General features: G+C 57.6%; 27 protein-coding genes and 1 tRNA gene. 7 read left to right on the top strand and 21 right to left on the bottom strand.

What is annotated here, in order from left to right; genetic code table 11:
* Window positions 1–306 precede the first annotated feature (306 nt).
* From gcvH to AB4N91_RS03840, 6 genes are all read left to right on the top strand, one after another.
* Window positions 307–690 (top strand): glycine cleavage system protein GcvH, encoded by a 384-nt coding sequence (gene gcvH / locus AB4N91_RS03865; protein WP_154501450.1) that lies wholly within the window; start codon window positions 307–309, stop codon window positions 688–690.
* Window positions 691–701: 11 nt separating this feature from the next.
* Window positions 702–3,554: an aminomethyl-transferring glycine dehydrogenase gene (gene gcvP, locus AB4N91_RS03860; protein ID WP_102595464.1), complete on the top strand. Its 2,853-nt coding sequence runs from the start codon at window positions 702–704 to the stop codon at window positions 3,552–3,554.
* A 160-nt stretch (window positions 3,555–3,714) separates the two neighbouring features.
* Window positions 3,715–5,091 (top strand): L-serine ammonia-lyase, encoded by a 1,377-nt coding sequence (locus tag AB4N91_RS03855; RefSeq protein ID WP_010457430.1) that lies wholly within the window; start codon window positions 3,715–3,717, stop codon window positions 5,089–5,091.
* Window positions 5,092–5,129: 38 nt separating this feature from the next.
* The gene (gene gcvT / locus AB4N91_RS03850; RefSeq protein ID WP_083375885.1) at window positions 5,130–6,254 is read left to right on the top strand and encodes a glycine cleavage system aminomethyltransferase GcvT; all 1,125 of its coding nucleotides are present in this window, start codon (window positions 5,130–5,132) and stop codon (window positions 6,252–6,254) included.
* Window positions 6,255–6,658: 404 nt separating this feature from the next.
* Entirely contained in the window at window positions 6,659–6,871 is a 213-nt protein-coding gene (locus AB4N91_RS03845; protein WP_003175786.1) for a cold-shock protein, read from the top strand.
* 94 nt (window positions 6,872–6,965) lie between these two features.
* Window positions 6,966–7,454 carry an RDD family protein gene (locus AB4N91_RS03840; RefSeq protein ID WP_077748705.1) on the top strand — a complete coding sequence of 163 codons (489 nt, stop codon included), beginning with the start codon at window positions 6,966–6,968 and terminating at the stop codon, window positions 7,452–7,454.
* Between the two features lie 137 nt (window positions 7,455–7,591).
* On the opposite strand, the gene nadA is transcribed toward AB4N91_RS03840, so the two are convergent.
* The 20 genes from nadA to AB4N91_RS03740 all read right to left on the bottom strand — a co-directional run bounded on the left by nadA (window position 7,592) and on the right by AB4N91_RS03740 (window position 24,905).
* Complete coding sequence (gene nadA / locus AB4N91_RS03835) at window positions 7,592–8,650, bottom strand: quinolinate synthase NadA (protein WP_077748706.1); 1,059 nt, start codon at window positions 8,648–8,650, stop codon at window positions 7,592–7,594.
* 1,091 nt (window positions 8,651–9,741) lie between these two features.
* Window positions 9,742–10,881 carry a dTDP-4-amino-4,6-dideoxygalactose transaminase gene (gene rffA, locus AB4N91_RS03830; RefSeq protein ID WP_102595471.1) on the bottom strand — a complete coding sequence of 380 codons (1,140 nt, stop codon included), beginning with the start codon at window positions 10,879–10,881 and terminating at the stop codon, window positions 9,742–9,744.
* Between the two features lie 237 nt (window positions 10,882–11,118).
* Window positions 11,119–11,194, bottom strand: a tRNA-Lys gene (locus AB4N91_RS03825).
* Between the two features lie 63 nt (window positions 11,195–11,257).
* Window positions 11,258–11,950: a 7-cyano-7-deazaguanine synthase QueC gene (queC, locus tag AB4N91_RS03820; protein WP_154501453.1), complete on the bottom strand. Its 693-nt coding sequence runs from the start codon at window positions 11,948–11,950 to the stop codon at window positions 11,258–11,260.
* Between the two features lies 1 nt (window position 11,951).
* Window positions 11,952–12,599, bottom strand: a complete 648-nt coding sequence (queE, locus tag AB4N91_RS03815; protein ID WP_010457446.1) for a 7-carboxy-7-deazaguanine synthase QueE — start codon at window positions 12,597–12,599, stop codon at window positions 11,952–11,954.
* Window positions 12,600–12,766: 167 nt separating this feature from the next.
* Window positions 12,767–13,606 (bottom strand): tol-pal system protein YbgF, encoded by an 840-nt coding sequence (gene ybgF, locus AB4N91_RS03810; RefSeq protein WP_077748707.1) that lies wholly within the window; start codon window positions 13,604–13,606, stop codon window positions 12,767–12,769.
* Between the two features lie 6 nt (window positions 13,607–13,612).
* Window positions 13,613–14,110, bottom strand: coding sequence for a peptidoglycan-associated lipoprotein Pal (gene pal / locus AB4N91_RS03805; RefSeq protein WP_003178634.1), 498 nt, complete (start codon window positions 14,108–14,110; stop codon window positions 13,613–13,615).
* 52 nt (window positions 14,111–14,162) lie between these two features.
* Window positions 14,163–15,431 carry a Tol-Pal system beta propeller repeat protein TolB gene (gene tolB / locus AB4N91_RS03800; RefSeq protein ID WP_187699818.1) on the bottom strand — a complete coding sequence of 423 codons (1,269 nt, stop codon included), beginning with the start codon at window positions 15,429–15,431 and terminating at the stop codon, window positions 14,163–14,165.
* A gap of 29 nt (window positions 15,432–15,460) precedes the next feature.
* Window positions 15,461–16,540: a cell envelope integrity protein TolA gene (tolA, locus tag AB4N91_RS03795; RefSeq protein ID WP_010457470.1), complete on the bottom strand. Its 1,080-nt coding sequence runs from the start codon at window positions 16,538–16,540 to the stop codon at window positions 15,461–15,463.
* Window positions 16,540–16,992 carry a protein TolR gene (gene tolR / locus AB4N91_RS03790; RefSeq protein ID WP_161807482.1) on the bottom strand — a complete coding sequence of 151 codons (453 nt, stop codon included), beginning with the start codon at window positions 16,990–16,992 and terminating at the stop codon, window positions 16,540–16,542. Before tolR ends, tolA begins: the two co-directional genes overlap by 1 nt.
* Window positions 16,993–17,015: 23 nt before the next feature.
* Window positions 17,016–17,711, bottom strand: coding sequence for a protein TolQ (tolQ, locus tag AB4N91_RS03785; protein ID WP_008147369.1), 696 nt, complete (start codon window positions 17,709–17,711; stop codon window positions 17,016–17,018).
* Window positions 17,701–18,168, bottom strand: a complete 468-nt coding sequence (ybgC, locus tag AB4N91_RS03780; protein ID WP_010457477.1) for a tol-pal system-associated acyl-CoA thioesterase — start codon at window positions 18,166–18,168, stop codon at window positions 17,701–17,703. Before ybgC ends, tolQ begins: the two co-directional genes overlap by 11 nt.
* A 126-nt stretch (window positions 18,169–18,294) precedes the next feature.
* Window positions 18,295–19,356 (bottom strand): Holliday junction branch migration DNA helicase RuvB, encoded by a 1,062-nt coding sequence (gene ruvB, locus AB4N91_RS03775; RefSeq protein ID WP_008147374.1) that lies wholly within the window; start codon window positions 19,354–19,356, stop codon window positions 18,295–18,297.
* Entirely contained in the window at window positions 19,357–19,971 is a 615-nt protein-coding gene (gene ruvA / locus AB4N91_RS03770) for a Holliday junction branch migration protein RuvA (protein WP_077748709.1), read from the bottom strand.
* Window positions 19,972–20,086: 115 nt separating this feature from the next.
* Window positions 20,087–20,611, bottom strand: a complete 525-nt coding sequence (gene ruvC / locus AB4N91_RS03765; protein WP_008147379.1) for a crossover junction endodeoxyribonuclease RuvC — start codon at window positions 20,609–20,611, stop codon at window positions 20,087–20,089.
* A gap of 126 nt (window positions 20,612–20,737) precedes the next feature.
* Window positions 20,738–21,484 (bottom strand): YebC/PmpR family DNA-binding transcriptional regulator, encoded by a 747-nt coding sequence (locus AB4N91_RS03760; RefSeq protein WP_008072427.1) that lies wholly within the window; start codon window positions 21,482–21,484, stop codon window positions 20,738–20,740.
* Between the two features lie 120 nt (window positions 21,485–21,604).
* Window positions 21,605–23,380 carry an aspartate--tRNA ligase gene (aspS, locus tag AB4N91_RS03755; protein WP_042932630.1) on the bottom strand — a complete coding sequence of 592 codons (1,776 nt, stop codon included), beginning with the start codon at window positions 23,378–23,380 and terminating at the stop codon, window positions 21,605–21,607.
* Between the two features lie 94 nt (window positions 23,381–23,474).
* Window positions 23,475–23,696: an FmdB family zinc ribbon protein gene (locus AB4N91_RS03750; protein WP_010457489.1), complete on the bottom strand. Its 222-nt coding sequence runs from the start codon at window positions 23,694–23,696 to the stop codon at window positions 23,475–23,477.
* 135 nt (window positions 23,697–23,831) lie between these two features.
* Entirely contained in the window at window positions 23,832–24,170 is a 339-nt protein-coding gene (locus AB4N91_RS03745) for a ribbon-helix-helix domain-containing protein (protein WP_010457491.1), read from the bottom strand.
* Between the two features lie 264 nt (window positions 24,171–24,434).
* Entirely contained in the window at window positions 24,435–24,905 is a 471-nt protein-coding gene (locus tag AB4N91_RS03740) for a Dps family protein (RefSeq protein ID WP_010457493.1), read from the bottom strand.
* Between the two features lie 307 nt (window positions 24,906–25,212).
* Between AB4N91_RS03740 and AB4N91_RS03735 the strand changes: the two genes are divergently transcribed.
* Window positions 25,213–25,815, top strand: coding sequence for a cold-shock protein (locus AB4N91_RS03735; protein ID WP_010457494.1), 603 nt, complete (start codon window positions 25,213–25,215; stop codon window positions 25,813–25,815).
* 61 nt (window positions 25,816–25,876) lie between these two features.
* Here AB4N91_RS03735 and AB4N91_RS03730 read toward each other — a convergent pair whose 3' ends face one another.
* Window positions 25,877–26,083 (bottom strand): SlyX family protein, encoded by a 207-nt coding sequence (locus AB4N91_RS03730; protein WP_010457497.1) that lies wholly within the window; start codon window positions 26,081–26,083, stop codon window positions 25,877–25,879.
* Between the last annotated feature and the right edge of the window lie 2 nt (window positions 26,084–26,085).

Raw genomic sequence — 26,085 nt, 5'->3', positions numbered from 1 at the left:
AGACCTGTTTAAAAACGACCTCCATCTGTACTGAAAGCGCTACAGCGGAACGATATCGCTACACCCTCCCCTGATCACCGCAGTGCAAGGCTTTGATCCACTTAGGCTTTTTTCTTCGCCTCTTGCTGTAGCGATTTCGCTACAGCCATCAATCTACCGCACATCGCAATATCAACTAAGCGATTGATTTATAACGATAAAAAAACATTGGCCGCGAAATTGCTTAGTAACCCGCCATAAAGCAGGGCTTTAGCCCAAGCATTCCATCGCGTCCACCAGACAAGTCTGGCCCCCTTAGGAGTTTCCATGAGCGAGTTGCGTTTTACTGAAGATCACGAATGGCTGCGCACCGAAGCTGACGGCAGCGTCACTGTCGGCATCACCGCCTTCGCACAGAACGCCTTGGGCGACGTGGTTTTCGTACAACTGCCTGAGCTGCAGTCCTACGACAAAGGCGCCGAAGCCGCCACCGTGGAATCGGTAAAAGCCGCCAGCGGCGTGTACATGCCTTTGGACGGTGAAGTGGTCGAGACCAACCCGGCCCTCGAGAGCAGCCCTGAACTGGTCAACGAAGATCCGCTGGGCGAAGGCTGGTTCTTCCGCTTTAAGCCAACCGACGCTTCGGCTGTCGCCAAACTGCTGGATCAGGACGCTTACGACCGTCTGATCAAAGCCAACGCCGAAGCCTGAGGAGCGCTGACATGACTCAAGTCAACCTGACGACCGCCAACGAATTCATCGCCCGCCACATCGGCCCGCGTTCCGGCGACGAGCAAGCCATGCTCAACAGCCTCGGTTTTGACTCCCTGGAAGCCCTGAGCGCCAGCGTCATCCCGGAAAGCATCAAAGGCACCAGCGTCCTCGGTCTCGAAGACGGCCTGAGCGAAGCCGATGCCCTGGCCTTGATCAAGTCCATCGCCGGCAAAAACCAGCTGTTCAAGACCTTCATCGGCCAGGGTTACTACGGCACCCATACGCCGTCGCCGATCCTGCGCAACCTGCTGGAAAACCCGGCGTGGTACACCGCGTACACCCCGTACCAGCCAGAAATCTCCCAGGGTCGTCTCGAAGCGCTGCTGAACTTCCAGACCCTGATCAGCGACCTGACCGGCCTGCCGATTGCCAACGCATCCTTGCTCGACGAAGCCACCGCCGCCGCCGAAGCGATGACCTTTTGCAAACGCCTGAGCAAGAACAAGGGCAGCCACGCCTTCTTCGCGTCCGTGCATTGCCACCCGCAAACCCTCGACGTGCTGCGCACCCGTGCCGAGCCGCTGGGTATCGACGTGGTCGTTGGTGACGAGCAGGCACTGACTGACGTGACACCGTTCTTCGGCGCCTTGCTGCAATACCCGGCGAGCAACGGTGACGTCTTCGATTACCGCGAACTGACCGAACGCTTCCACGCCGCCAACGCGCTGGTCGCCGTCGCCGCCGACCTGTTGGCCCTGACCGTGCTGACCCCTCCGGGTGAGTTCGGCGCCGACGTGGCCATCGGCAGCGCGCAACGCTTCGGCGTGCCGCTGGGCTTCGGTGGCCCGCACGCGGCTTACTTCTCGACGAAAGATGCGTTCAAGCGCGACATGCCGGGCCGTCTGGTCGGTGTCTCCGTGGACCGTTTCGGCAAACCGGCCCTGCGCTTGGCGATGCAAACCCGCGAGCAGCACATCCGCCGCGAGAAGGCCACGTCGAACATCTGCACCGCGCAGGTTTTGTTGGCCAACATCGCCAGCATGTACGCCGTGTACCACGGCCCGAAAGGCCTGACGCAGATCGCCAACCGCATTCATCACCTGACCGCGATTCTGGCCAAGGGCTTGAGCGCACTGGGCCTGACGGTCGAGCAAGAAAGCTTCTTCGACACGTTGACCATTAAAACCGGCGCCAACACTGGCGCGTTGCACGACAAGGCTCGCGCCCAGCAGATCAACCTGCGCGTCGTGGATGCCGAGCGTCTGGGCCTGTCCCTCGACGAAACCACTTCGCAAGCCGACGTGGAAACCCTGTGGGGCCTGTTCGCCGACGCTAAGGCGCTGCCAGACTTCGCCGCCCTCGCCGGTTCCGTGGTCAGCACCCTCCCGGCCGCGCTGGTTCGCCAATCTCCGATCCTCAGCCACCCGGTGTTCAACCGTTATCACTCGGAAACCGAGCTGATGCGCTACCTGCGCAAGCTGGCCGACAAGGACCTGGCCCTGGATCGCACCATGATCCCGCTGGGTTCGTGCACCATGAAACTCAACGCCGCCAGCGAAATGATCCCGGTCACCTGGGCCGAGTTCGGTGCCCTGCACCCGTTCGCCCCGGCCGAGCAAAGCGCCGGTTACCAACAGCTGACCGACGAACTGGAAGCGATGCTCTGCGCCGCCACCGGTTACGACGCGATCTCCCTGCAACCGAACGCCGGTTCCCAAGGTGAATACGCCGGCCTGCTGGCAATTCGCGCCTATCACCAGAGCCGTGGCGAAGACCGTCGCGACATCTGCCTGATCCCGTCCTCTGCCCACGGCACCAACCCGGCCACCGCCAACATGGCCGGCATGCGCGTAGTCGTCACCGCGTGCGATGCCCGCGGCAACGTCGACATCGAAGACCTGCGCGCCAAGGCCATCGAGCACCGCGAACACCTCGCAGCATTGATGATCACTTACCCGTCGACCCACGGCGTGTTCGAAGAAGGCATCCGTGAAATCTGCGGCATCATTCATGACCACGGCGGCCAGGTGTACATCGACGGCGCCAACATGAACGCGATGGTCGGCCTCTGCGCCCCGGGCAAGTTCGGCGGCGACGTGAGCCACCTGAACCTGCACAAAACCTTCTGCATTCCCCACGGTGGTGGCGGCCCGGGCGTTGGCCCGATTGGCGTGAAATCGCACCTGACCCCGTTCCTGCCGGGTCACGGCACCATGGAGCGTAAAGAAGGCGCGGTCTGCGCGGCACCGTTCGGCAGCGCGAGCATTCTGCCAATCACCTGGATGTACATTCGGATGATGGGCGGCGCCGGCCTCAAGCGCGCTTCGCAGCTGGCGATCCTCAATGCCAACTACATTTCCCGTCGCCTCGAAGAGCACTACCCAGTGCTGTACACCGGCAGCAACGGTCTGGTGGCGCACGAATGCATCCTCGATTTGCGTCCGCTGAAAGACAGCAGCGGCATCAGCGTCGATGACGTCGCCAAGCGCCTGATCGACTTCGGTTTCCACGCCCCGACCATGTCCTTCCCGGTCGCCGGCACGCTGATGATCGAGCCGACCGAAAGCGAATCCAAGGAAGAACTGGACCGCTTCTGCGACGCCATGATCCGCATCCGCGAAGAAATTCGCGCGGTGGAAAACGGTACGCTGGACAAGGACGACAACCCGCTGAAAAACGCCCCGCACACCGCTGCGGAAATCGTTGGCGAGTGGACGCATCCGTACAGCCGTGAGCAAGCGGTATACCCGGTTGCGTCGCTGATCGAAGGCAAGTACTGGCCACCGGTCGGTCGCGTCGACAACGTGTTTGGCGATCGCAACCTGGTTTGCGCTTGCCCGTCGATCGAAAGCTACGCTTGATCCATAGGGGGCGGTTCACCGCCCTCACAAGGACACACCGGTTCTGTAGGAGCGAGGCTTGCCCGCGAAGAGGCCATCACGGCCGCTAAAAGCTTCGCGGGCAAGCCTCGCTCCTACAGGTCGTGTGGTGCTCCTCATAACAAGAAACCGGAGAACAACCATGTCGTTAAGCGTGTTCGACCTGTTCAAGATTGGCATCGGCCCTTCCAGCTCCCACACCGTCGGCCCGATGCGCGCTGCTGCGCGTTTTGCCGAAGGCTTGCGCCGTGAAGGGCTGCTGACTGCAACCGCCTGCGTCAAAGTCGAGCTCTACGGCTCGCTCGGCGCCACCGGTAAAGGCCACGGCAGCGACAAGGCCGTGTTGCTCGGCCTGGAAGGCGAACACCCGGACACCGTGAACACCGAAACCGTCGCCGCCCGTCTGCAAGATATTCGCGGCAATGGTCGCTTGAACCTGCTCGGCGAACACAGCATTGCGTTCAACGAGAAAGAACACCTGGCGATGATCCGCAAACCGCTGCCCTATCACCCCAACGGCATGATCTTTCGTGCGTTCGACGCGGCGGGCCTACAGGTCCGCAGCCGCGAGTACTACTCGGTCGGCGGCGGATTCGTGGTCGATGAAGACGCCGCTGGCGCCGACCGCATTGTCGAAGACGCCACGCCGCTGACCTTCCCGTTCAAAAGCGCCAAGGACCTGCTCAGTCATTGCGCCACGTACGGCTTGTCCATCAGCCAGTTGATGCTGACCAACGAAAGTGCCTGGCGCCCGGAAGCGGAAACCCGCGCCGGCCTCCTGAACATCTGGCAAGTGATGCAGGATTGCGTCGCCGCCGGTTGCCGCAATGAAGGAATTCTGCCCGGTGGCTTGAAGGTCAAACGTCGGGCCGCTGCGCTGCATCGGCAACTGTGCAAGAACCCGGAATCGGCGCTACGTGATCCGCTGTCGGTGCTGGACTGGGTCAACCTCTACGCTTTAGCGGTCAACGAAGAAAACGCCAACGGCGGGCGCGTCGTCACCGCGCCCACCAACGGAGCAGCGGGCATCGTCCCGGCGGTGCTGCATTACTACATGCGCTTCATTCCCGGCGCCAACGAAGACGGCGTCGTGCGCTTTCTGCTGACCGCCGCCGCCATCGGCATTCTCTATAAAGAAAACGCCTCGATCTCTGGCGCCGAAGTCGGTTGTCAGGGTGAAGTCGGCGTCGCCTGTTCCATGGCAGCCGGCGCGCTGTGCGAAGTGCTTGGCGGCACGGTGCAGCAAGTGGAAAACGCGGCGGAAATCGGCATGGAACACAACTTGGGCCTGACCTGCGACCCGATTGGCGGGCTGGTGCAAGTGCCTTGCATCGAGCGCAACGCCATGGGTTCGGTGAAAGCCATCAATGCCGTGCGCATGGCCCTGCGCGGCGACGGTCAGCACTTCGTCTCCCTCGACAAGGTCATCCGCACCATGCGCCAGACCGGCGCCGACATGAAAAGCAAATACAAGGAAACCGCCCGTGGCGGTTTGGCGGTCAACATTATCGAGTGCTGATGCCCACGCGCATCCGCACACTTTTTCAGGAGCTGAATATGTCCACCGAACAATTGCTGAAAACCCCGCTGCATGCACTGCACATCGAACTCGGCGCGCGCATGGTGCCGTTCGCCGGCTACGACATGCCGGTGCAATACCCGTTGGGCGTGATGAAAGAACACCAGCACACCCGTGATCAGGCCGGGCTGTTCGATGTCTCGCACATGGGCCAGATCCGCCTGACCGGCGCCAATGCCGCCAAGGCCCTGGAAACCCTGGTGCCGGTGGACATCATCGACCTGCCGGTGGGCATGCAGCGCTACGCGATGTTCACCAATGAAACCGGCGGAATCCTCGACGACCTGATGGTCGCCAACCTGGGTAACGACGAACTGTTCCTGGTGGTCAACGCCGCCTGCAAGGATCAGGACCTTGCGCATCTGCAAAAGCACATTGGCGACCAGTGCACAATCGAACCGCTGTTCGAAGAACGCGCGCTGCTGGCCCTGCAAGGCCCGGCCGCCGTGACCGTGCTCGCTCGTCTGGCGCCTGAAGTCGCGAAGATGACTTTCATGCAGTTCACCCGAGTGAAACTGCTGGGTGTCGAATGCTTTGTCAGCCGTTCGGGCTACACCGGTGAAGACGGCTTCGAAATCTCCGTACCGGCCGCCAACGCTGAAGCCTTGGCGCGCGCGCTGCTGGCTGAGCCTGAAGTGGCGGCCATCGGCCTCGGCGCTCGCGACTCCCTGCGCCTGGAAGCCGGCCTGTGCCTCTACGGCCACGACATGAACACCGAGACCACTCCGATCGAGGCCAGCCTGCTGTGGGCCATCTCCAAGCCACGTCGCGCCGATGGCGCACGGGCCGGCGGCTTCCCTGGCGCAGAGACTGTGTTCGCGCAACAACAAGCCGGCGTCAACCGCAAGCGTGTGGGCCTGTTGCCTCAGGAACGTACACCGGTGCGTGAAGGCGCGGAAATCGTCAACGAAGCAGGCGACATCATCGGCGCTGTGTGCAGCGGTGGTTTCGGCCCGACTCTGGGCGGACCGTTAGCCATGGGCTACCTCGACAGCGCTTATATCGCTATTGATACACCCGTATGGGCGATTGTTCGTGGGAAAAAGGTGCCTTTGCTTGTAAGCAAAATGCCATTTGTTCCACAACGCTACTATCGCGGCTGATTGACTGTTTCTATAAGTAACGCGGTTGCGTTAACAGTGCACTAATGTGTAACGCAACCGCCATAAAACAGTGCATGTCTTTGGCTCTAAGCTTCGTTTATGAACGTTGCTTATAACGTTCGAAAACAATTGAACAACCCGATCGAATAAGCCCGCACTAGTGGACACGCTATCGCCATCAACCTGAGCAAAACCGGGGCTCTCACAGGGCTTGTTTTTTCTCACGTAGTTGGCGTAGAGTTTGTTCACTGTGTTTGCATGGGTCGCTTGGAATCGTGACCTGGGCAGTAGCCTACAAGTTAGCTACATCCCGTTCGACGTCTTCTTACTCTCCTGCAACCAGCCCCAGTACTCTTTCATGAGAAGGAGACTGTCATTAATTTTTGCGTCAAAGGAAATAAGAAATGTCCCAACGTCAGAGCGGTACCGTCAAGTGGTTTAACGACGAGAAAGGTTTTGGTTTTATCACTCCAGAAAGCGGTCCGGATCTGTTCGTGCATTTCCGCGCTATTCAGGGCAACGGCTTCAAAAGCCTGAAAGAAGGCCAGAAAGTGACTTTCGTTGCTGTGCAAGGCCAGAAAGGCATGCAGGCTGACGAAGTACAAGCAGAAGCCTAATCTTCTGTAACGAAAAAGCCCCTGATGCTGACATCAGGGGCTTTTTTGTGCGCGTAAATCCGTAAAATAGCTTTTTTTCCGTCCAGAGGCTGTCATGTCGAAACACCTGCTCAACCCCCAGGGCGACTTTCCCGCCGCCACCCTGGGCCGTCGCCTGGCAGCGATGTTCTATGACTTCCTCTTGTGCACCGCCCTGCTGATCGTCACCAGCGGCATTTACAAGATGATCCAGATGGCGATCATCGGCGAAGACAAAATGCGCACATTGACCGAATCCGGCGCGCTGGACGGTGATCCGCTGCTATCGACGGTGTTGCTGTTTGTGTTGTTTGGTTTTTTTGCCAAGTTCTGGACCTGGTCCGGTCAGACGCTGGGTATGCAGGTGTGGTGCATTCGCGTGCAGAACGCGGATGGTTCGTCCATCAGCCTGTGGCAGGCGCTGCTGCGGTTTGTCGTGTCGATCGCATCGCTGTTGTGCGTTGGCCTTGGGTTCTTCTGGTCGCTGTTCGATAAACAGAAACGCAGCTGGCATGACATGTACTCGAACACGCAGCTCGTGCGCATTCCGAAGAAGAACAAGTAGCTGCGGGAAGCAAAAACCACTGTGGGAGCGAGCCTGCTCGCGATGGCGGTGCCTCAGTCAACATACATGTGACTGACGGACCGCCATCGCGAGCAGGCTCGCTCCCACAGTTTTTATCCCACAGTTTTTGCGAGTACTTAAGCGTTACCGGCCAGTTTCATCCGAGCAGCCTGGGTGAAGTCGAGCATCCGCTTCAACGGCCGAATCGCCTGCGGAATCAACGCCGGATCCACAAAGATCTCGTTCGTCCCCTCCTTCAAGCACTTCAGCGTGCGCTCAAGGGTGTTCATCGCCATCCACGGGCAATGTGCGCAACTGCGGCACGCTGCGCCGTTACCAGCCGTTGGGGCTTCGATGAAGACCTTGTCCGGGCACAGCTGCTGCATCTTGTAGAAGATGCCGCGATCGGTGGCGACGATCAGGGTCTTGTTCGGCAGGCTCTGTGCCGCCGCAATCAACTGACTGGTGGAACCGACGGCGTCCGCCAGCTCGATCACCGAGGTCGGCGACTCCGGGTGCACCAGAATCGCGGCGTCCGGGTACAGCGCCTTCATGTCTTCGAGCTGCTTGGACTTGAACTCTTCGTGAACGATGCAGGCACCGTCCCACAGCAGCATGTCCGCACCGGTCTGGCGCTGGATATAAGTGCCCAGATGCTTGTCCGGGCCCCAGATGATGGTTTCGCCGTTATCCATCAGGCTTTCGACGATCTCCAGCGCGCAGCTGGACGTTACCACCCAATCCGCCCGGGCTTTGACCGCCGCCGAGGTGTTGGCATACACCACCACCGTGCGTTCCGGATGCTGATCGCAGAACGCCGAGAACTCATCCACCGGGCAACCCAGGTCCAGCGAGCAGGTCGCTTCCAGGGTTGGCATGAGAATGCGTTTTTCAGGATTGAGGATTTTCGCGGTTTCGCCCATGAACTTCACACCGGCGACCAGCACAGTCTTGGCCGGGTGAGCACTGCCGAAGCGCGCCATCTCCAGTGAGTCGGAGACGCAACCACCGGTTTCTTCGGCCAGGGCCTGAATCACCGGATCGCAATAGAAGTGAGCAACCAGCACCGCGTCCTGAGCCTTGAGCTCGGCAGCGATGGCGGCACGGTAAAAAGCTTCCTCTTCAACGGTCAGCGGCTTGGGCTGCTTGGCGTCGAGGTGGGCTTGAACCAGAAGGCGTTCGGAAATTTGCGTCATGTTCGCAAGACCTGCAGGCGCTTTCGCGCGAAAGTCGAGTATACACCCGGCTCCAGACCCTTCAGGGTACCGCCGGGAGAGTGAGTATCATCAGGCACGGACAGCGGTGAAGCTGCGCAAGGCTACAGAATATCGCTCGGAGACAAAAGACCATTTCAACCAGAATCCGATATTTAACAGGGTGTTACTCAAATCCCGAAACACGTAAAAATTGCCAACACTGACAGTGTGCAATGCTGATCCGCCAAAACCCCCAGCTGCTTATTAAAAAACCAGGGGTGCAATAAGATAAAGCCACAGAGCAGAAGGTACGCATACGCAATCCCCACATAAAAATACAGCAACAGCAAACAAACAAACAAACAAACAAACAAACAAACAAACAAACAAAGCATGCGCCTCGTTTTGACATAGGCCGCAATAGCCAACATAACAAAAAAGTATGACAACTGAGATTCCGGCGTTCTCAATGCCGATTGTTAATATACCCAACCATAGCCCCAAAGCCATACTCTCTGGTCGGATGCGCTAGAAGCGGATTACCGAAATTAAAAAAATCGGAGCGAACAAAATGATAACACCATATATCAATGCACGCCCACATTCAACTTACAGCTCACGAAGAATAAAAACAATTAGAAAAAATGTGAGTGGCGTTAAAACAAAACCAAAAGAATATTGACTTCGCCCCCACTTAACCCCAAATACTGGAGGGTATACACAATCGCACCGGATGCCCAGCAACCGGGCACCGTCAACGACCCCAAAGCTCCTTAATAACTGAGGTAGGTTTCTTCATCCCAAGCGTTAACATAGATGAAATTTACAGACTCAAAGTAGGCGTAAATCATAGGGAAGGCGTAAGACAGATATGCCAACACCACAAAAAGCACGCTCAGCCCCCCCCCGGATACTTTCTTTGATGCCTGCTTCAATGCTACGAAAACATAATGCAAAAATCCCATATCAGGAAAGCAAACCTTAATACGCCAGTTTTGGAGACACTTACTTCAACATACTACTTACTTTTATCATAGGTGCCATATACCCGCCTCATTAACATAACCGTGCTGCACTCACTGTCGAGAAGATTACCCAACAGCTCGCGCCAAAACCTCCACCACTTTATCTTGCTGCTCGGACGTCAGGCCAACCCAAAGAGGCAAACGCAACAAGCACTCTGACAGTGCGTTGGTGACCTCCATGGAACCATGAACTCTTCCGTAGCGCTGCCCCGCCGGTGATGAGTGAAGAGGCACATAGTGGAATACGGCATAGACATCGTTACGCTTAAGCTCTTCCAGAACAGCTTGTCGATCAACACTTGGTGCCAGCAACACGTAATACATGTGCGCATTGTGCTGACAATCATCCGGGACGATTGGACGACGCAACAATCCCTTCCGCTCCAGTGGAGCAAGTGCAGTATGGTAATAGTCCCAGATCGCCAAACGTCGATTGGTGATGCTGGTAGCTTCTTCAAGTTGTGCCCAAAGAAATGCAGCGATCAACTCTCCAGGCAAAAAGGAAGAGCCTACTTCTTGCCAAGTATATTTATCTACCTGACCACGAAAGAAACGACTGCGATCAGTGCCTTTCTCTCGAATGATTTCTGCGCGTAACGACAGTTGCGGCTCATTTACCAAAAGAGCACCGCCCTCGCCCGAAATAACGTTCTTCGTTTCGTGAAAACTAAAAGCACCAAGATCACCGATGCTTCCAAGAGCCCGTCCTTTATAGGCAGACATCACACCTTGAGCAGCATCCTCAACGACTTTGAGTCCATGTTTACGAGCGATGTGCATGATCGTGTCCATCTCACAGGACACACCCGCATAATGAACAGGAACAATCGCCTTGGTGCGTGGAGTAATAGCCGCTTCAATCAGCGTTTCATCCAGATTCAATGTGTCTTTACGAATATCTACAAATACAGGAATAGCACCACGCAGCACAAAAGCATTGGCGGTTGAAACGAAGGTATAGGAAGGCAAAATCACTTCATCACCAGGTTGTACATCAAGTAACAACGCGGCCATTTCAAGTGCAGCGGTACAAGAGTGAGTAAGCAGCGCTGTATTACAGCCGGTGGCCTGTTCAATCCAATGATGACAGCGCTTGGTAAAAGATCCATCACCAGCCAGCATATTCCCGAACTTGGCCTCTGCTATGTAGTACAGCTCTTTACCCGTCATATAGGGACGATTGAATAGTATCTTTTCAGTGCTCATGCCTGCTCCGACTAGGTAAGTCTCTGCCACTTCCACTTTGTCTCAGTATGTCAGATGAGCCTGCCATTACGAACGGCCACGTCAAAAAATAGCCCAGCCATGGTCTGCATGGATTACGCGCCTGCCAAAGCCATGTACCACCGCCCGCATCGCGCCGCGCACTTTCTTCCGGACAAAAAAAAATCCGGAAATCCTCACTTGCGTGGGCCTTCCAGACTTTTAAAACTGCTACAAAAATGGTGGGTCGTGTGGGATTCGAACCTACGACCAATTGGTTAAAAGCCAACTGCTCTACCAACTGAGCTAACGACCCGCTGTGTGGTGGCGCGTATAATACTGATTTTTAAGGACTATTCAACACCTAATTTGAAATAAATCAAAAATAAGGTGTTGGGTCGCTCACGCCGGCCGCTGCAAAGCCTTCTGCACGCAGTCGGCAGCTGTCGCATTTACCGCACGCACGACCATTATCGTCCGCCTGATAGCAGGAAACGGTCAGCCCGTAATCGACCCCCAGCTTCACGCCTGCCTGGACGATCTGTGCCTTGCTGAGGTTCTGCAGTGGCGCCTGGATGCGGAAGCCATTGCCCTCTACACCGGCCTTTGTCGCCAGATTGGCCATGCGCTCGAAGGACTCGATGAATTCGGGACGGCAGTCCGGGTAACCGGAATAATCCACCGCGTTCACGCCGATGAAGATGTCGCGCGCGCCGAGCACTTCAGCCCAACCCAGCGCCAGAGACAGAAACACCGTGTTGCGCGCCGGCACATAAGTGACTGGAATGCCTTCCCCCAACTCTTCAGGAATGTCGATGCTGCTGTCGGTCAGTGCCGAGCCGCCCATACCGTTCAAATTGAGGCCGATCACCTTGTGCTCGACCACGCCCAGGTCGCGGGCGACTCGTTCTGCGGCGTGCAACTCTACTTGAGACCGCTGACCGTAATCGAAGCTCATGGTGTAGCAGCTGTAGCCTTCAGCACGGGCCATGGCCACGACCGTCGCGGAGTCGAGACCGCCGGATAGCAGGATGACCGCACGTTTTTCAGCAGTGTTCAGTTGTTCAGTCATCTCAGCGCCCCGGCTCGTCATTCCAAAGATATTTATGCAGCTGCAATTGCAGACGCACTGGCAGGTTGTCCGCCACCACCCAGTCAGCCAGATCCCGCGCATTCAGGTCATGGTGGCTTGGCGAAAACAGCACTTCGCCCGCACGCGTGTCCAGGCCGTACTGAATCAGCTTGGACACCGCCCAGTCGTAGTCTTCCCGCGAGCAGATGACAAACTTCACCTGGTCGTTGGGCGTGAGCAGTTCGATGTTTTCGTAGCGGTTGCGGTGTGCTTCTTTCGACCCTGGGGTTTTCAGGTCGACAACGCGACTGACCCGGGAATCTACCGCCGAGATATCGAGAGCACCACTGGTTTCCAGTGACACTTCGTAACCGGCGTCACACAACTGCTTGAGCAATGGGATGGCATTGGGTTGCGCCAGCGGCTCGCCACCGGTGACACAGACGTAACGCGGACGGAAACCGGCCACTTGCTCGAGGATGTCGTCGAGGGGGCGAATGGTGCCGCCGGTGAACGCGTAGGCGCTGTCGCAGTATTGGCAACGCAATGGGCAACCGGTCAGGCGCACAAAAACTGTGGGCAGCCCGGCAGTCCGCGTTTCACCCTGCAACGAGTAGAAAACTTCGGTGATTCTCAATGTGTCTTGCATAGTCGCCACGGGCATAACAGCTAAACAGGCTGTCCGCCTCCGTCAGGCACTTCAAGGAACCCCGCCAACGCGCAGATCCCAAAAAGCGTGTTTCAGAAAAAGGGCGTGAATTCTAACGAAAAAACCCGCGACAGGCGCGGGTTTCTTCAAAACGGGTCAAGCAGCCCTTACATTTTTTGCAGATCACGCTGGGCCAGCTGCGCAGCGGAAGTGCCCGGATACTGGGACACAACCTGTTGCAGAATGCCTTTGACCTTGTCGGTGTGACCGAGGCGGCGTTCTACATCAGCCAGCTTGTACAGCGAATCAGGCACTTTGGGGTGCTTGGGGTATAGCTGCGAAACCTTGGCAAATGCCTGACCTGCACCTTGCAGATCGCCTTTGGCCAAATTGACTTCGCCCAACCAGTATTGGGCATTGCCCGCGTACTGGCTGTTCGGGTACTTGCGCAGGAACGCGGCAAAAGCCTGACTGGCCTTGTCGAAGTCCTTGGCTTTGATCAGGTCGAAGGCTGCATCGTAATACAGTTTTTCCTTCGCCGGATCAGCCGGTTCGCTACCCGCAGCAGGTGCTTGAGCGGCGGCCGCTCCTGCACCTGCGCCAGCGGCGGCACCGGGGGCATTCAAACTGCCACCGGTGGAAGAATTATCAGGAGTCGCGGCTGGTGCAACGCCGGTTCCTATGCGCCGATCAAGATCCTGATATCGCTCCAGGCTCTCTTGCTTCATGCGCGCTACATCATTCTGCAGAACTTCGATCACACCCTGTTGGCGTGAAATCTGCTCCTGCATGGATTGCAATTGGTTGAACAGCTCGCCCTGTGCCGAGACAGGGGTCGAAACCCCTCCCCCGGCATAGGCGCCGTTCGTACCGTAACCCGCAGGCGGATTGCTACTCCCGCTATTGTTATAGCCGGAGTCGTTATCGACCACAGGAACCGCAGCCCACACCGCAAGCGGTGCGAGGCTGAGAGCCAAAACAGTTACAGCACGACGGCACGTTCGCATGACGAATTACTTACGCAGTTCGACGCGACGGTTTTGAGCCCAGGACTGCTCGTCGTTGCCGGTAGCAACTGGACGCTCTTCGCCGTAGGAAACCAGTTCCAGCTGAGCTGGGGAAACACCTTGCAGTACCAGGTAACGCTGAACGGCTTTCGCACGACGCTCGCCCAGTGCCATGTTGTACTCACGAGTACCACGTTCGTCGGTGTTGCCTTCCAGAACAACGCGAGCGCCGTTTGCTTTCAGGTCTTTGGCGTGAACGTCCAGAGCGCGCATGGCTTCTGGCTTCAGGTCCGAGCTGTCGTATTCGAAGTAGAAGGTAGTGATTGCGCGCAGAGCAGCTTCTTCGCTCAGGGAGCCATCAACGGCACCAGTGTTTGCGCCGTAACCAGCGTTTGGATCAACAGCGCCTTCACCGGCATTGTCGCCGCCTTTGGACGAGCAACCTACAGCTACAGCCATGGCCAGAGCCAGCGCAGCAAATTTACCAAACTTCAGCATTTCCATCGTGAAACTCCTAATGAACCCCAGTGTGTTAAGTAAAACGTGTAGCGCCGCGTCAGTTCAGGTAAGGGGACCAGGAAGGTTCTCTGACTTCGCCTTGTGCGGTAGGAAGCGGGAGCCTTACGCGTCCATTAATGGACACGAGCATCAAGACTCCCCGGCCCTGCTGGCGGGTGGCGTAGATTACCATGGTGCCGTTGGGCGCAACAGTAGGCGACTCGTCCAGAGTGCTATCAGTGAGGATCTTTACACTACCGCGCTGCAAATCCTGGGCCGCCACCTTGAAATTAGTGAAGCCATCCTGGCGGTGAATCATCACCAGGGTCTTTTCATCAGCCGAAAGTTTAGGGTTGGCGTTGTAGTTACCAATAAAGGTCACGCGTTCCGCACCGCCACCACCGACGCTGGTTTTGTAGATCTGTGGCTTGCCGCCACGGTCGGAGGTGAAGTAGATGGTCGAACCATCCTTGCCCCAGAACGGTTCGGTGTTGATACCGGGACCATTGGTGACGCGAGAGATCTGACGCGAGCCCAGGTTCATCACGTAGATGTCCGGGTTACCGTCTTTCGACAGTACGAATGCCAGGCGATTGCCATCCGGCGACCAGGCAGGCGCGCCATTGAGGCCTTCGAAGTTGGTGATCTGCTCACGGCGACCGGTGTCGATGTTCTGCATGAAGATACGCGGACGCTTCTGCTCGAACGAAACGTAAGCGATGCGCTTGCCGTCCGGTGCGAAACGCGGCGACAGGATCGGCTCGCGCGATTGCAGCAGAGTCACGGCGCGGGCACCGTCATAGTCCGAGCGTTGCAGCGTGTAGCGCGTGTTCTTCTCGGAGAAACGTTCGGCCGTCACGTACAGCAGGCGTGTCGAGAACGCACCTTTGATACCGGTGAGTTTTTCGAACGACTGATCGGCGATGTAGTGCGCCATGTCACGCAGTTGATCGACGCTTCCCGACACGCTGCCGGTCAGCACTTGCTGTTCGGTGGCGACGTTGAACAGAGCGTATTGAACCTGCAGGCGACCGCCCGCTGGAACGATGCTGCCGACCATAATGTACTGAGCGTTGATCGCCTTCCAGTCACGGAAAATGATTTCGCTGGCCTGGCTCGGCTGGCTGATCATGTTCTGCTTTGGAATCGGCGCGTAGTAACCCGAGTTGCGCAGGTCGTTGCCGATGATTTCGGCCATGTCATCCGGCAGCACGGTGCCGCCCTGGAAACCGAATGGCACTACGGCAATTGGAGTTGCCTGGGAGCTACCACTGCTGACCAGGATATTTTTTTCATCTGCGGTGGCCAGTCCTGCAAAGCAGAACATGACGACAAGCAGTCCTCGAAGAAGGTTTCTCACAAGGCTAGATCCTCAGGTGTGAATGTCATCTTGAATGAACGATAGGGTGCGAAATCAGCTGGCTTCAGACCCTGCATTTCGGTCAATCGACCAATATTTTTTACCGCCGCTACCGCTGAACTGTCGAACGGTACATCACCGCTGGACTTGGCAACCGATACGCCGGAGATTGTTCCATCAGGCAGCATGTTGATTTGCAGAATCACTTTCATGCCCTTGCGGGCCGACGGTGGCTGCGCCCAACCTTCGGAAGCACGCGAGCGAATCAAATCGTCGAAGTTACCCGCGACTTCATCACCCGTTTCATCCGCCAAGGCCTGCTGACGCTCCGTCGTGTCGGAAAGCAGATCGGCCAGGGCCTGAGCTTTTTTCTCATCGACGGATTTACGCGCCGCTTCCTGCGATTTTTTCTTCGCAGCATCGGCAGCAGCTTTCTTCTTCGCGTCTTCGGCGACTTTCTTCTTCGCCTCTTCAGCTTCGGATTTCTTCTTGGCGTCTTCCGCGGCTTTCTTCTTCGCGTCTTCGACAATCTTTTTCTTGGCTTCTTCAGCGGCCGCTTTCTTGGCCTCTTCTTCAGCCGCTTTCTTGGCTTCTTCTTCAGATTTCTTCTTGGCTATATCAGCCAATTGTTTCTCTTCGGCCTTTTTGGCTTCGGCGGTCTTCTTCGCTTCATCGGCTTTCTTGGCTTCATCAGCCTTTTTTGCCTCTTCCGCTTTCTTGGTCTCGTCGGCCTTCTTGGATTCTTCGGCTTTTTGAGCCGCATCTTCCTTCTTTTGTTCCGCGGCCTTGATCGCTTCCTGTTCGATCTTTTTCTGTTCCATCTGTTCGACTTCGGTCTGACGCGCGGCGGATTTCTTCGCCTCACCCGCAATCTTCTGATTGGTCTGGGTGGTCGCCTGACTTTTCGATTTCAGTTGGTACAAGGTCGCCTGGACAATCGGCTTGGCCGGCGGCAACTCCGGTGTGAAGGCGAAACTGACGAACAGCATGCCGAACACCAGCACGTGCAAGACAATCGCCAGGACACTAGGCCAGAAGTAGCTTTCCGAGGCGGACGGCTCTCGCATTTGCTGCATCAGGGTGCCTCGGTAATCAAGCCAACATTACCGACCCCGGCTTTCTGCAACCCGCCCATGGCGCCCATCACGGAACCGTAATCGACGGTCTTGTCACCGCGGATGAACACCTGGGTGCGCTTGCCGCCTTCAGTACCGGCGCGAATGATCTTGGTAACCGCGTCAGTCATCTGCGGCAAGGTCATGGCCTTGTCCTGTTGCTTTTCAGTGTCGACTTCGCTGCCAAGGTTCCAGTAGTAGGTCTTGTCAGCCTTGATCGAAATGGTCAGGACCTGGGTGTTGTTGTCCTGCGGCAAGGCTTCGCTGGAAACCTTGGGCAGATCAACTTTCACGCCCTGATTGAGCATCGGAGCGGTCACCATGAAGATGACCAGCAGCACCAGCATCACGTCGATGTAAGGCACCACGTTCATCTCGGCAACCGGCTTGCGCTTTTTGCGAGCTCGAGCGATTAAAGCCATTGGAAATTACCTGCTTATTCTTCGCTGGTGTGCACTTTGCGGTGCAGGATCGCCTGGAATTCATCGGCGAAGGTGTAGTAACGGCCCAGCAGGGTTTCACTGCGAGCAGCGAAACGGTTGTAAGCGATAACGGCCGGGATGGCTGCGAACAGGCCGATCGCGGTAGCAATCAGTGCTTCGGCGATACCCGGAGCCACGGTGGCCAGGGTCGCTTGCTGGGCAGTGGCCAGGCCACGGAAGGAGTTCATGATCCCCCAGACCGTACCGAACAGACCGATGTACGGGCTGACGGAACCGACGGTAGCGAGGAACGGCAGGCTCTGTTCGAGCTTTTCTTCTTCGCGGGAAATGGCGACGCGCATGGCACGGGCCACGCCTTCCATGACCGCTTCCGGGTCAACGCCTGGCTGCTGACGCAGACGGGAGAATTCCTTGAAACCGGCACGGAAGATCTGCTCGACGCCCGAATCCGGGTCCGGGTTGCTACCGGCCTGACGGTAGAGTTTGGACAGGTCGATGCCGGACCAGAAGCGCTCTTCAAAGCTCTCCAGGGCACGTCGACCGGCGCGCAGCAGGTTGCTGCGCTGAAAGATCATGATCCATGAGGTCACCGATGCGGCTACCAGGATCAGCATTACCAGTTGCACCACGATACTGGCATTGCTGACCAGGCTCCACATGGAGGAATGGTCGACGACGTTAGCTTCCACGCTTTATCTCCTGCTTTGAGTGTGTACCCGCGCCGCTCACGTCGGCAAAGGCCGCACGTAGAGCTTCGGGAATGGCCCGGGGTTTTAAACTTTCAGTGCGCACACAGGCCACCAGAAACTGCCCTTCGCAGAGCAGCGCATTATCCGTGGCTCGCCTGACCTGCTGTTTGAAGCGCAGGCTGACACGGTTCAATTCGATTACTTCAGCGCTTACCAGAAGCTCGTCGTCCAGTCGCGCCGGCGCGTGATAACGCGCTTCGCTGGAATGCACGACAAACAACAGGTCCTCGCCTGCCAGCTGGGACTGGGCAAAGCCCAGATCCCGGAGCCGCTCGGTTCGAGCCCGTTCCATAAACTTGAGGTAATTGACGTAATACACGATGCCGCCCGCATCGGTGTCCTCGTAATAAACGCGACAACGAAGTGCGAAAGGCTCAAGCCCGTTTTGCGCGCGCATACTCTAGTGCTTACTCCTCAGGTTGCCAATCCGGCCAGGCAACTGTTTTTCATTGATTCGCGGCTTTCTGGCAAAAGCACGGTCCTAGGACCGCGCAAATCCCGAATAAATCGGCCCGAAAGGTGATTAATCGTCTACCGCATCGAGGAACTCGTCTACAACGGGCATCTCGCCCAATCGTGACGGAATGTTTAAACCGAAGTGCAGATACGCGTGCCGAGTGACCACTCGCCCCCGCGGCGTGCGCATGATGTAGCCCTGCTGGATCAAATATGGCTCCAGCACGTCTTCAATGGTGTGACGCTCTTCGCTGATCGCCGCGGCCAGACTGTCCACACCCACCGGCCCACCGTCGAACTTCTCGATCATGGTCAACAGCAGGCGCCGGTCCTGGTGATCGAAGCCACGCTCGTCGACGTCCAGCAGGTTCAAGGCCAGGTCGGCGATCGGTTTGGTGATGTGGCCCTTGGCACGCACTTCGGCGAAATCCCGAACCCTGCGCAACAAACGGTTGGCGATCCGCGGCGTGCCACGGGCACGACGGGCGATCTCAAAGGCGCCCTCCGGGTCCAGCGGCAAGCCGAGGATGTTCGCCGAACGACTGACAATCGTCGCCAGGTCGGCGGTGTTGTAGAACTCCAGGCGCTGGACGATGCCAAAGCGGTCGCGTAACGGGTTGGTCAGCATGCCGGCCCGCGTCGTCGCCCCCACCAGGGTGAACGGCGGCAGATCCAGTTTGATCGAGCGCGCAGCCGGCCCTTCACCAATCATGATGTCGAGCTGGAAATCTTCCATGGCCGGGTACAGCACTTCCTCGACGATCGGCGAGAGCCGATGGATTTCATCGATAAACAGCACGTCGTGGGGTTCAAGATTGGTCAACAGCGCCGCCAGATCACCCGGGCGCTCAAGCACCGGGCCCGAAGTGCTCTTGATCGACACGCCCATTTCCTGGGCGATGATGTTGGCCAGGGTGGTTTTACCCAGACCCGGCGGGCCGAAAATCAGCGTGTGGTCCAGGGACTCGTTACGCCCGCGTGCGGCCTGGATGAACAACTCCATTTGCTCGCGAACGGTCGGCTGGCCAATGTACTCGGCCAGGCTGACGGGGCGAATCGCCCGGTCCTGGACTTCCTCGCGGTCGCGAGGGCCGGGCGTGGCGGCAATCAGACGATCAGCTTCAATCACTTAGATCATTCCCTTCAGGGCACGACGAATCATGTCTTCACTGCTCAAACCTTTCTCCTTGATCGCGGAAATCGCCTTGCTGGCTTCCTGCGGCTTGTAGCCCAGGGATATCAGCGCGCTGACCGCGTCATTTTCGGCGGTGGCAACCGGCGCCACATCAGGCCCGCCCGGCTGGTTCGGCACCAGGGCGAACATCGCCGGCACGGTTTCCCAAGCCTTGAAGCGGTCCTTGAGTTCCACCAGTAAACGCTCGGCCGTCTTTTTGCCCACGCCCGGCACCTTGGTCAGCGCCGAGGTGTCCTGGGATTGCACGCAACGGACCAGCTCATCCACTTCCAGGCTCGACATCAATGCCAGGGCCAATTTCGGCCCCACACCATTGAGACGGATCAACTCGCGAAAAAAGTCTCGCTCACGCTTGCCGAAGAAGCCATAGAGTAACTGCGCGTCTTCACGTACGACCAAATGGGTGTGCAAGGTCAGCGGTTCACCGACCGACGGCAAGCGATAGAGCGTGGTCATGGGCACTTCCAGCTCATACCCCAGACCGTTTACATCCAGAATCAGGTGCGGCGGCTGTTTCTCAGCCAGTGTGCCGCGCAAGCGTCCAATCACGTTTCAGATCCTTGAGCGTTGGCCAGATCAATGACTGGCGACTGACAGAACAAGGGGTTTGCGCCGACAACACAGGCGCAAAACCCTCATTCGCTAAAAATGATTGCTGATGCTATCAGAGACGCAGGCGCCCGCCACGACTGCGTGCCGTTCCCAGGCCATGGGGCAACAGGCTGGAACGGGTATGCGCGTGGCAAATGGCAATGGCCAGGGCATCCGAAGCATCGATTTGCGGCTTGCTGGTCAATTTCAGCATGTGCATGACCATCATCTGCACCTGCTCTTTATTGGCGGCACCGGTGCCGGTCACTGCTTGTTTGACCTGGGTTGCGGTGTACTCAGCGATTTCCAGGCTTTCTTCGGCACCCGCCACGATCGCGGCGCCCCGGGCCTGACCAAGCTTGAGGGCAGAGTCGGCATTGCGCGCCATAAAGACTTTTTCGATGCCCATGGTCACCGGGCCGTAGGTCTGGATGACTTCACGCACACCGCGATAAACGATTTGCAGACGCTCATGCAGTTCGCCGGACCCGGTGCGAATGCAGCCCGACGCCACATACACGCAACCACGCCCGGTATCGCGTACCACGCCATAACCGGTGATGCGCGAACCGGGGTCGATACCAAGAATTAAAGTCATAACGCCTGCAGCTCAAAAATGATGCCTGCCGGCAATTGCTTGCTCGGCGTAAAGGCAGAAGCCGGACATGCCTGGCGGTGAAACATCACCGCCTGCACTTCCGGCTTCAAGAGTATTGCAGATCAATCAACCCAGCTGTGCGGCCACCGACTCTGGAATATCCGCGTTGGAGTAGACGTTCTGCACGTCATCCAGGTCTTCAAGCATGTCGATCAGCTTGAGCACCTTCTCGGCGCCTTCCAGGTCCAGTTCAGCGCTGGTGGTCGGCAGCATCACGATTTCCGCATCATCACCTTTGAAACCTGCCGCTTCCAGCGCGTTACGCACGGAGTAGAAGCCGGCGAACGAGGTGAACACGTCAATCGAACCGTCTTCATGGGTGACCACGTCATCGGCGTCGGCTTCCATGGCCGCTTCCATCAGCGCGTCTTCATCGACACCTGGCGCGAAGGAAATCTGCCCCTTGCGCTCAAACAGATAAGCCACCGAACCGTCAGTCCCCAGGTTGCCACCGCACTTGCTGAACGCATGGCGAACAGCAGCTGCGGTGCGGTTACGGTTATCGGTCATGCACTCGACCATTACCGCCACGCCACCCGGGCCATAGCCTTCGTAGGTCAGTTCGACCATGTCGTCGGTATCGGCTGCACCGGCACCGCGGGCGACTGCGCGATCAATGATGTCGCGACTCATGTTCGCACCAAGCGCCTTGTCCAGCGCCAGGCGCAGGCGCGGGTTGGAACCCGGATCACCGCCGCCCTGACGGGCCGCAACGGTCAGCTCACGAATCCACTTGGTGAAAATCTTGCCCTTCTTGGCATCCTGACGTTCTTTGCGGTGCTTGATGTTCGCCCACTTGGAATGACCCGCCATATCTCGCTCCGAATTTCTCTTTGAAACATCGCCCGCCGCGCACGTTGTGTCGGCCAGCAACAAAAAATCTCGACCTAAAGAAAAGGCGCATCCCGGAAGGATGCGCCTTTGCGGTCAGCTTTACTCAGCCTTTGGTGTTTCGCGCAGACGAATGTGCAGTTCGCGCAATGCCTTGGCATCTACAGCACCCGGTGCCTGAGTCATGACGTCAGCCGCGCTCTGGGTTTTCGGGAAAGCGATCACTTCACGAATCGACTGGGCGCCGGTCATCAGCATGACCAGACGGTCCAGGCCGAAGGCCAGGCCACCGTGCGGCGGCGCGCCGTATTTCAGGGCGTCGAGCAGGAAGCCGAACTTCTCTTCCTGTTCCGCTTCATTGATACCCAACAGGCGGAACACGGTCTGCTGCATTTCCTTGCGGTGGATACGGATCGAACCGCCACCCAGCTCGGTGCCGTTCAGAACCATGTCGTAGGCACGGGACAGAGCGATCGCCGGGTTGGCTTCCAGTTCTTCCGGGGTGCACTTCGGCGCGGTGAACGGGTGGTGCAACGCGGTGAAGCTGCCGTCGTCGTTCTCTTCGAACATCGGGAAGTCGACAACCCACATCGGCGCCCACTTGCAGGTCAGCAGGTCCAGGTCGTTGCCGACCTTGATCCGCAGCGCGCCCAGGGCTTCGCTGACGATCTTGGCTTTGTCGGCGCCGAAGAACACGATGTCGCCATCGACCGCGCCAACACGATCGAGGATCACGTTGAGGTTGGCTTCAGGGATGTTCTTGACGATTGGCGACTGCAGGCCTTCAACACCTTTGGCGCGCTCGTTGACCTTGATGTACGCCAGGCCCTTGGCACCGTAGATGCCGACGAACTTGGTGTAGTCGTCGATCTGCTTGCGCGGCATGCTCGCAGCGCCTGGAACGCGCAGGGCGGCAATACGGCACTTCGGGTCGTTGGCCGGGCCGCTGAACACCTTGAAGTCGACGTCTTTCAGCTGGTCTTCAACGTCAACCAGTTCCAGCGGGTTGCGCAGGTCAGGCTTGTCGGAACCGTAACGACGCATGGCTTCTTCGAAGGTCATGTGCGGGAAGTCGCCGAACTCCAGGTCCAGCACTTCCTTGAACAGGTTGCGGATCATTTGTTCGGTGATGGCCATGATCTCTTTTTCATCGAGGAAGCTGGTCTCGATGTCGATCTGGGTGAATTCCGGCTGACGGTCGGCGCGCAGGTCTTCGTCGCGGAAGCACTTGGCAATCTGGTAGTAACGGTCGAAGCCGGCGACCATCAACAGTTGTTTGAACAGCTGCGGCGATTGCGGCAAGGCGAAGAAGCTACCGGCGTGGGTACGGCTCGGCACCAGGTAGTCGCGAGCGCCTTCTGGCGTGGCACGGGTCAGGATCGGCGTCTCGACGTCGAGGAAGCCGTTTTCGTCGAGGAAGCGACGGATGCTGGTGGTCATGCGCGAACGCAGACGCAGCTTCTCGAGCATTTCCGGGCGACGCAGGTCGAGGAAGCGATAGCGCAGGCGGGTTTCTTCACCGACGTCGGAGAACTCGTTCAGCGGGAACGGCGGGGTTTCCGACTCGTTCAGCACTTCCAGTTCATAGCCCAGCACTTCGATCATGCCCGACGCCATGTTGGCGTTGGTGGCACCTGCCGGACGCAGGCGAACCTTGCCGGTGATCTTCACGACGTATTCGCTGCGCACGCGATCGGCGGCGGCGAAGCTCTCGGCGCGGTCCGGGTCGAACACCACCTGGGCCAGACCATCACGATCACGAATATCGAGGAAAATCACCCCACCGTGGTCACGGCGACGGTGCACCCATCCGCAAAGGGTAATTTCCTGGCCTTCCAGGGCTTCGTTCAGTTGGCCGCAATAATGGCTGCGCATCATGGTAGTGGTTTCACTTCTCGTAATCGAAATTCGGTTGGAGGCCTTGCAGGTGTTGCAAGAGCTCGCGCGTGTCGTTCAACTCAGGTTCCAGACCTTAGTCAGCTTTGTCGCCGCCGGCCAGATTCTTCTTGGAACCGGTCTTGAAATCGGTTTCGTACCAGCCGGTGCCGCTCAGGCGGAAGCCCGGCATGGACAGCATCTTTTTAAGCTCTGGCGCCTGGCAGGCAGGGCAGTCGACCAGCGGTGCTGCGCTGATCTTTTGAATGGCTTCCAACTGATGACCACAGGAAGCACATTGATAGTCGTACATCGGCATGGGGGTTGTCTCGGCGATCAGATTGCTACCGCGCACGCTGGGTTTTGCGGCAAAGAGCGGGATTATATCCATTAAATGCAGCCTGTGCAGCCGTAAGACTGCACAGACTGACACTCTGTCCGATCACCTGCGTGGCTAGGGCATTGCGACGCTGCCCCCTTCTTTCAGGCTGTGCACGACGCAGACAACCCGCACCAGCCCGGTAAAGTTCTTGACCCCGCCATGACGCAAGTGCACTTCGCGATCCACATGGGACAGCAGCGCACTGACCGTACAACAATTGACCTTGGCCATATCGCCCAGAATATCCCAGTACACCTGCTCAAGCCGCAAGCAGGTGGCAAAGCCGTTCAACCGCACCGACCGGGATAAGGGCCGGGCCAGCCCCATATCAAATTCGCTGACAAATGGATCAATCCTTATCTCCTTGACCGGACTGACCCTCCCCTCGCTTCGCCTGTCTTCGTAATCCATATCGTTGACACTCCTTTGTCATCCTTGCCTTCTGTAAGAGCACTCTCCGTGGCCCTATAAAAGCGCAGGCGCAAAGGTATATCCAGATGACTTTATGACCATCGACGTAGGATAAGCCAACAACTGAAGGGCGATCATGGAGAGCGTCCTAGGCCGGCTATTTTCCTACGCCGCCAGACGATTTTTAACGAGCTTAAAAGCGATTTGAAGAAGGCAAAAGACCGCGAATAACACCCGACGGGCGTCATTCGCGTAGTGACGATATTACTGATCCAGCAGAGACCGCAGCATCCATGCGGTTTTTTCGTGGACTTGCATGCGCTGGGTCAGCAGGTCAGCCGTCGGCTCGTCGCTGACTTTTTCCAGCAGCGGAAAGATTCCGCGGGCGGTACGGGTGACCGCCTCTTGCCCATCGACAAGCTGCTTGATCATGTCTTCAGCGCTCGGCACACCAGCTTCTTCTTTAATAGAAGACAGCCGCTCATAAATCGAATAGGCGCCGGGGGCAGGAAACCCGAGGGCGCGAATGCGCTCGGCAATCGAATCGACGGCCAGGGCCAACTCGTTGTATTGCTCCTCGAACATCAGGTGCAGGGTCCGAAACATGGGACCGGTGACGTTCCAATGGAAGTTATGGGTTTTCAAATACAGCACATAAGTGTCCGACAGCAGACGCGAAAGCCCGTCAACGATGGACTTGCGGTCCTCTTCACTGATACCGATATCGATTGCCATGTTTTTCCCCTAAAGGTGATGAGTTCATCCAACAGGTGCAGGACCACTCTAGCAAGCCTGCCACCCCCTCGCCGCCCTGGATTGCGCAATGACCTGCGACAAATCGCCCCGCGAAGCACCGCTGGACTGCCTGATTTGAGTAGCTGCAGGCTTTGCTGTTAAATAGACCGTGTGTCGCGACCGCCTATTTTTCGGGGGCTGCGCATAGGCTGGTACCGGGTACGTGTCCAACGCCTCTTATTGTTCTGAAGCGAACCGTGCTCCATCAGCTCTTCCTTGTGATCCGTCTTAACGTGAGTTAATCAAAATGTTGAAAATCGTCCACCTGCTAATGGGCGCAGCAGCTTTGCTGCTGTCCTTCATCCCTAGCCTGCAACCCGAAGCTGCTCCTTACCTGCAACAACCCGCTGCGCTGTACCTGGCCTTTTTCGGCCTGCTTAACCTGACCCTCGCTCCGGTTATCCCTTACTGGAACAAAGGTCCTCGTCACCAACTGCAAAACCTGGTCAGCGCCCTGCTGGTCCTGGCCGTCGTCCTGCAAACCCTGACGTTGCTCGCGCCGATGCCTGTCATCGCCGGTCAACCTGCCGTCCTGTTCAGCCTGGTGGCTGCACTGATCGCCGTTCTCCTGCACCTGGCTATCAGCTTCTACAAATCCTCGCCGGCCGCCGCCTCGCCAAGCTACGACATGAGCAACCGCGATACCGGCACCGTCAAGTGGTTCAACACCTCCAAAGGCTTCGGCTTTATTTCCCGTGATTCCGGCGATGATATTTTCGTGCATTTCCGGGCCATTCGTGGCGAAGGTCACCGTGTTCTGGTTGAAGGCCAGCGCGTGGAGTTCTCTGTCATGAATCGTGACAAAGGGCTGCAAGCCGAAGATGTGATCGCTGCATTGCCGCGTCGCTGATTCAAGGCTAAAAAAAACCGCGAGCAGCTGAGCTGTTCGCGGTTTTTTATTGCCTGCGGTTTCAATAATGAGGCGGAGGTGCTTCTTCTTCGAAGGTTTCGAACTGCCCGGCCATTTCTTCCTGGCGCTTGAGCAATGCAGCCATCTGCAATTGCAGGCGTTCAACGGCGCGCTGCTGCGTTGCCAGCACATCACTCAATGACTGGATGGTGTCATCCTGAAACGCCAGTTGGCTCTCCAGATCGGTAACGCGATCTTCCAGGCTCATGA

This window comes from Pseudomonas sp. H3_D04 (genome assembly GCF_054669175.1).
The sequence above is the reverse complement of the archived record's forward strand: the minus strand, read 5'-3'. Positions and strand labels throughout refer to the sequence as shown.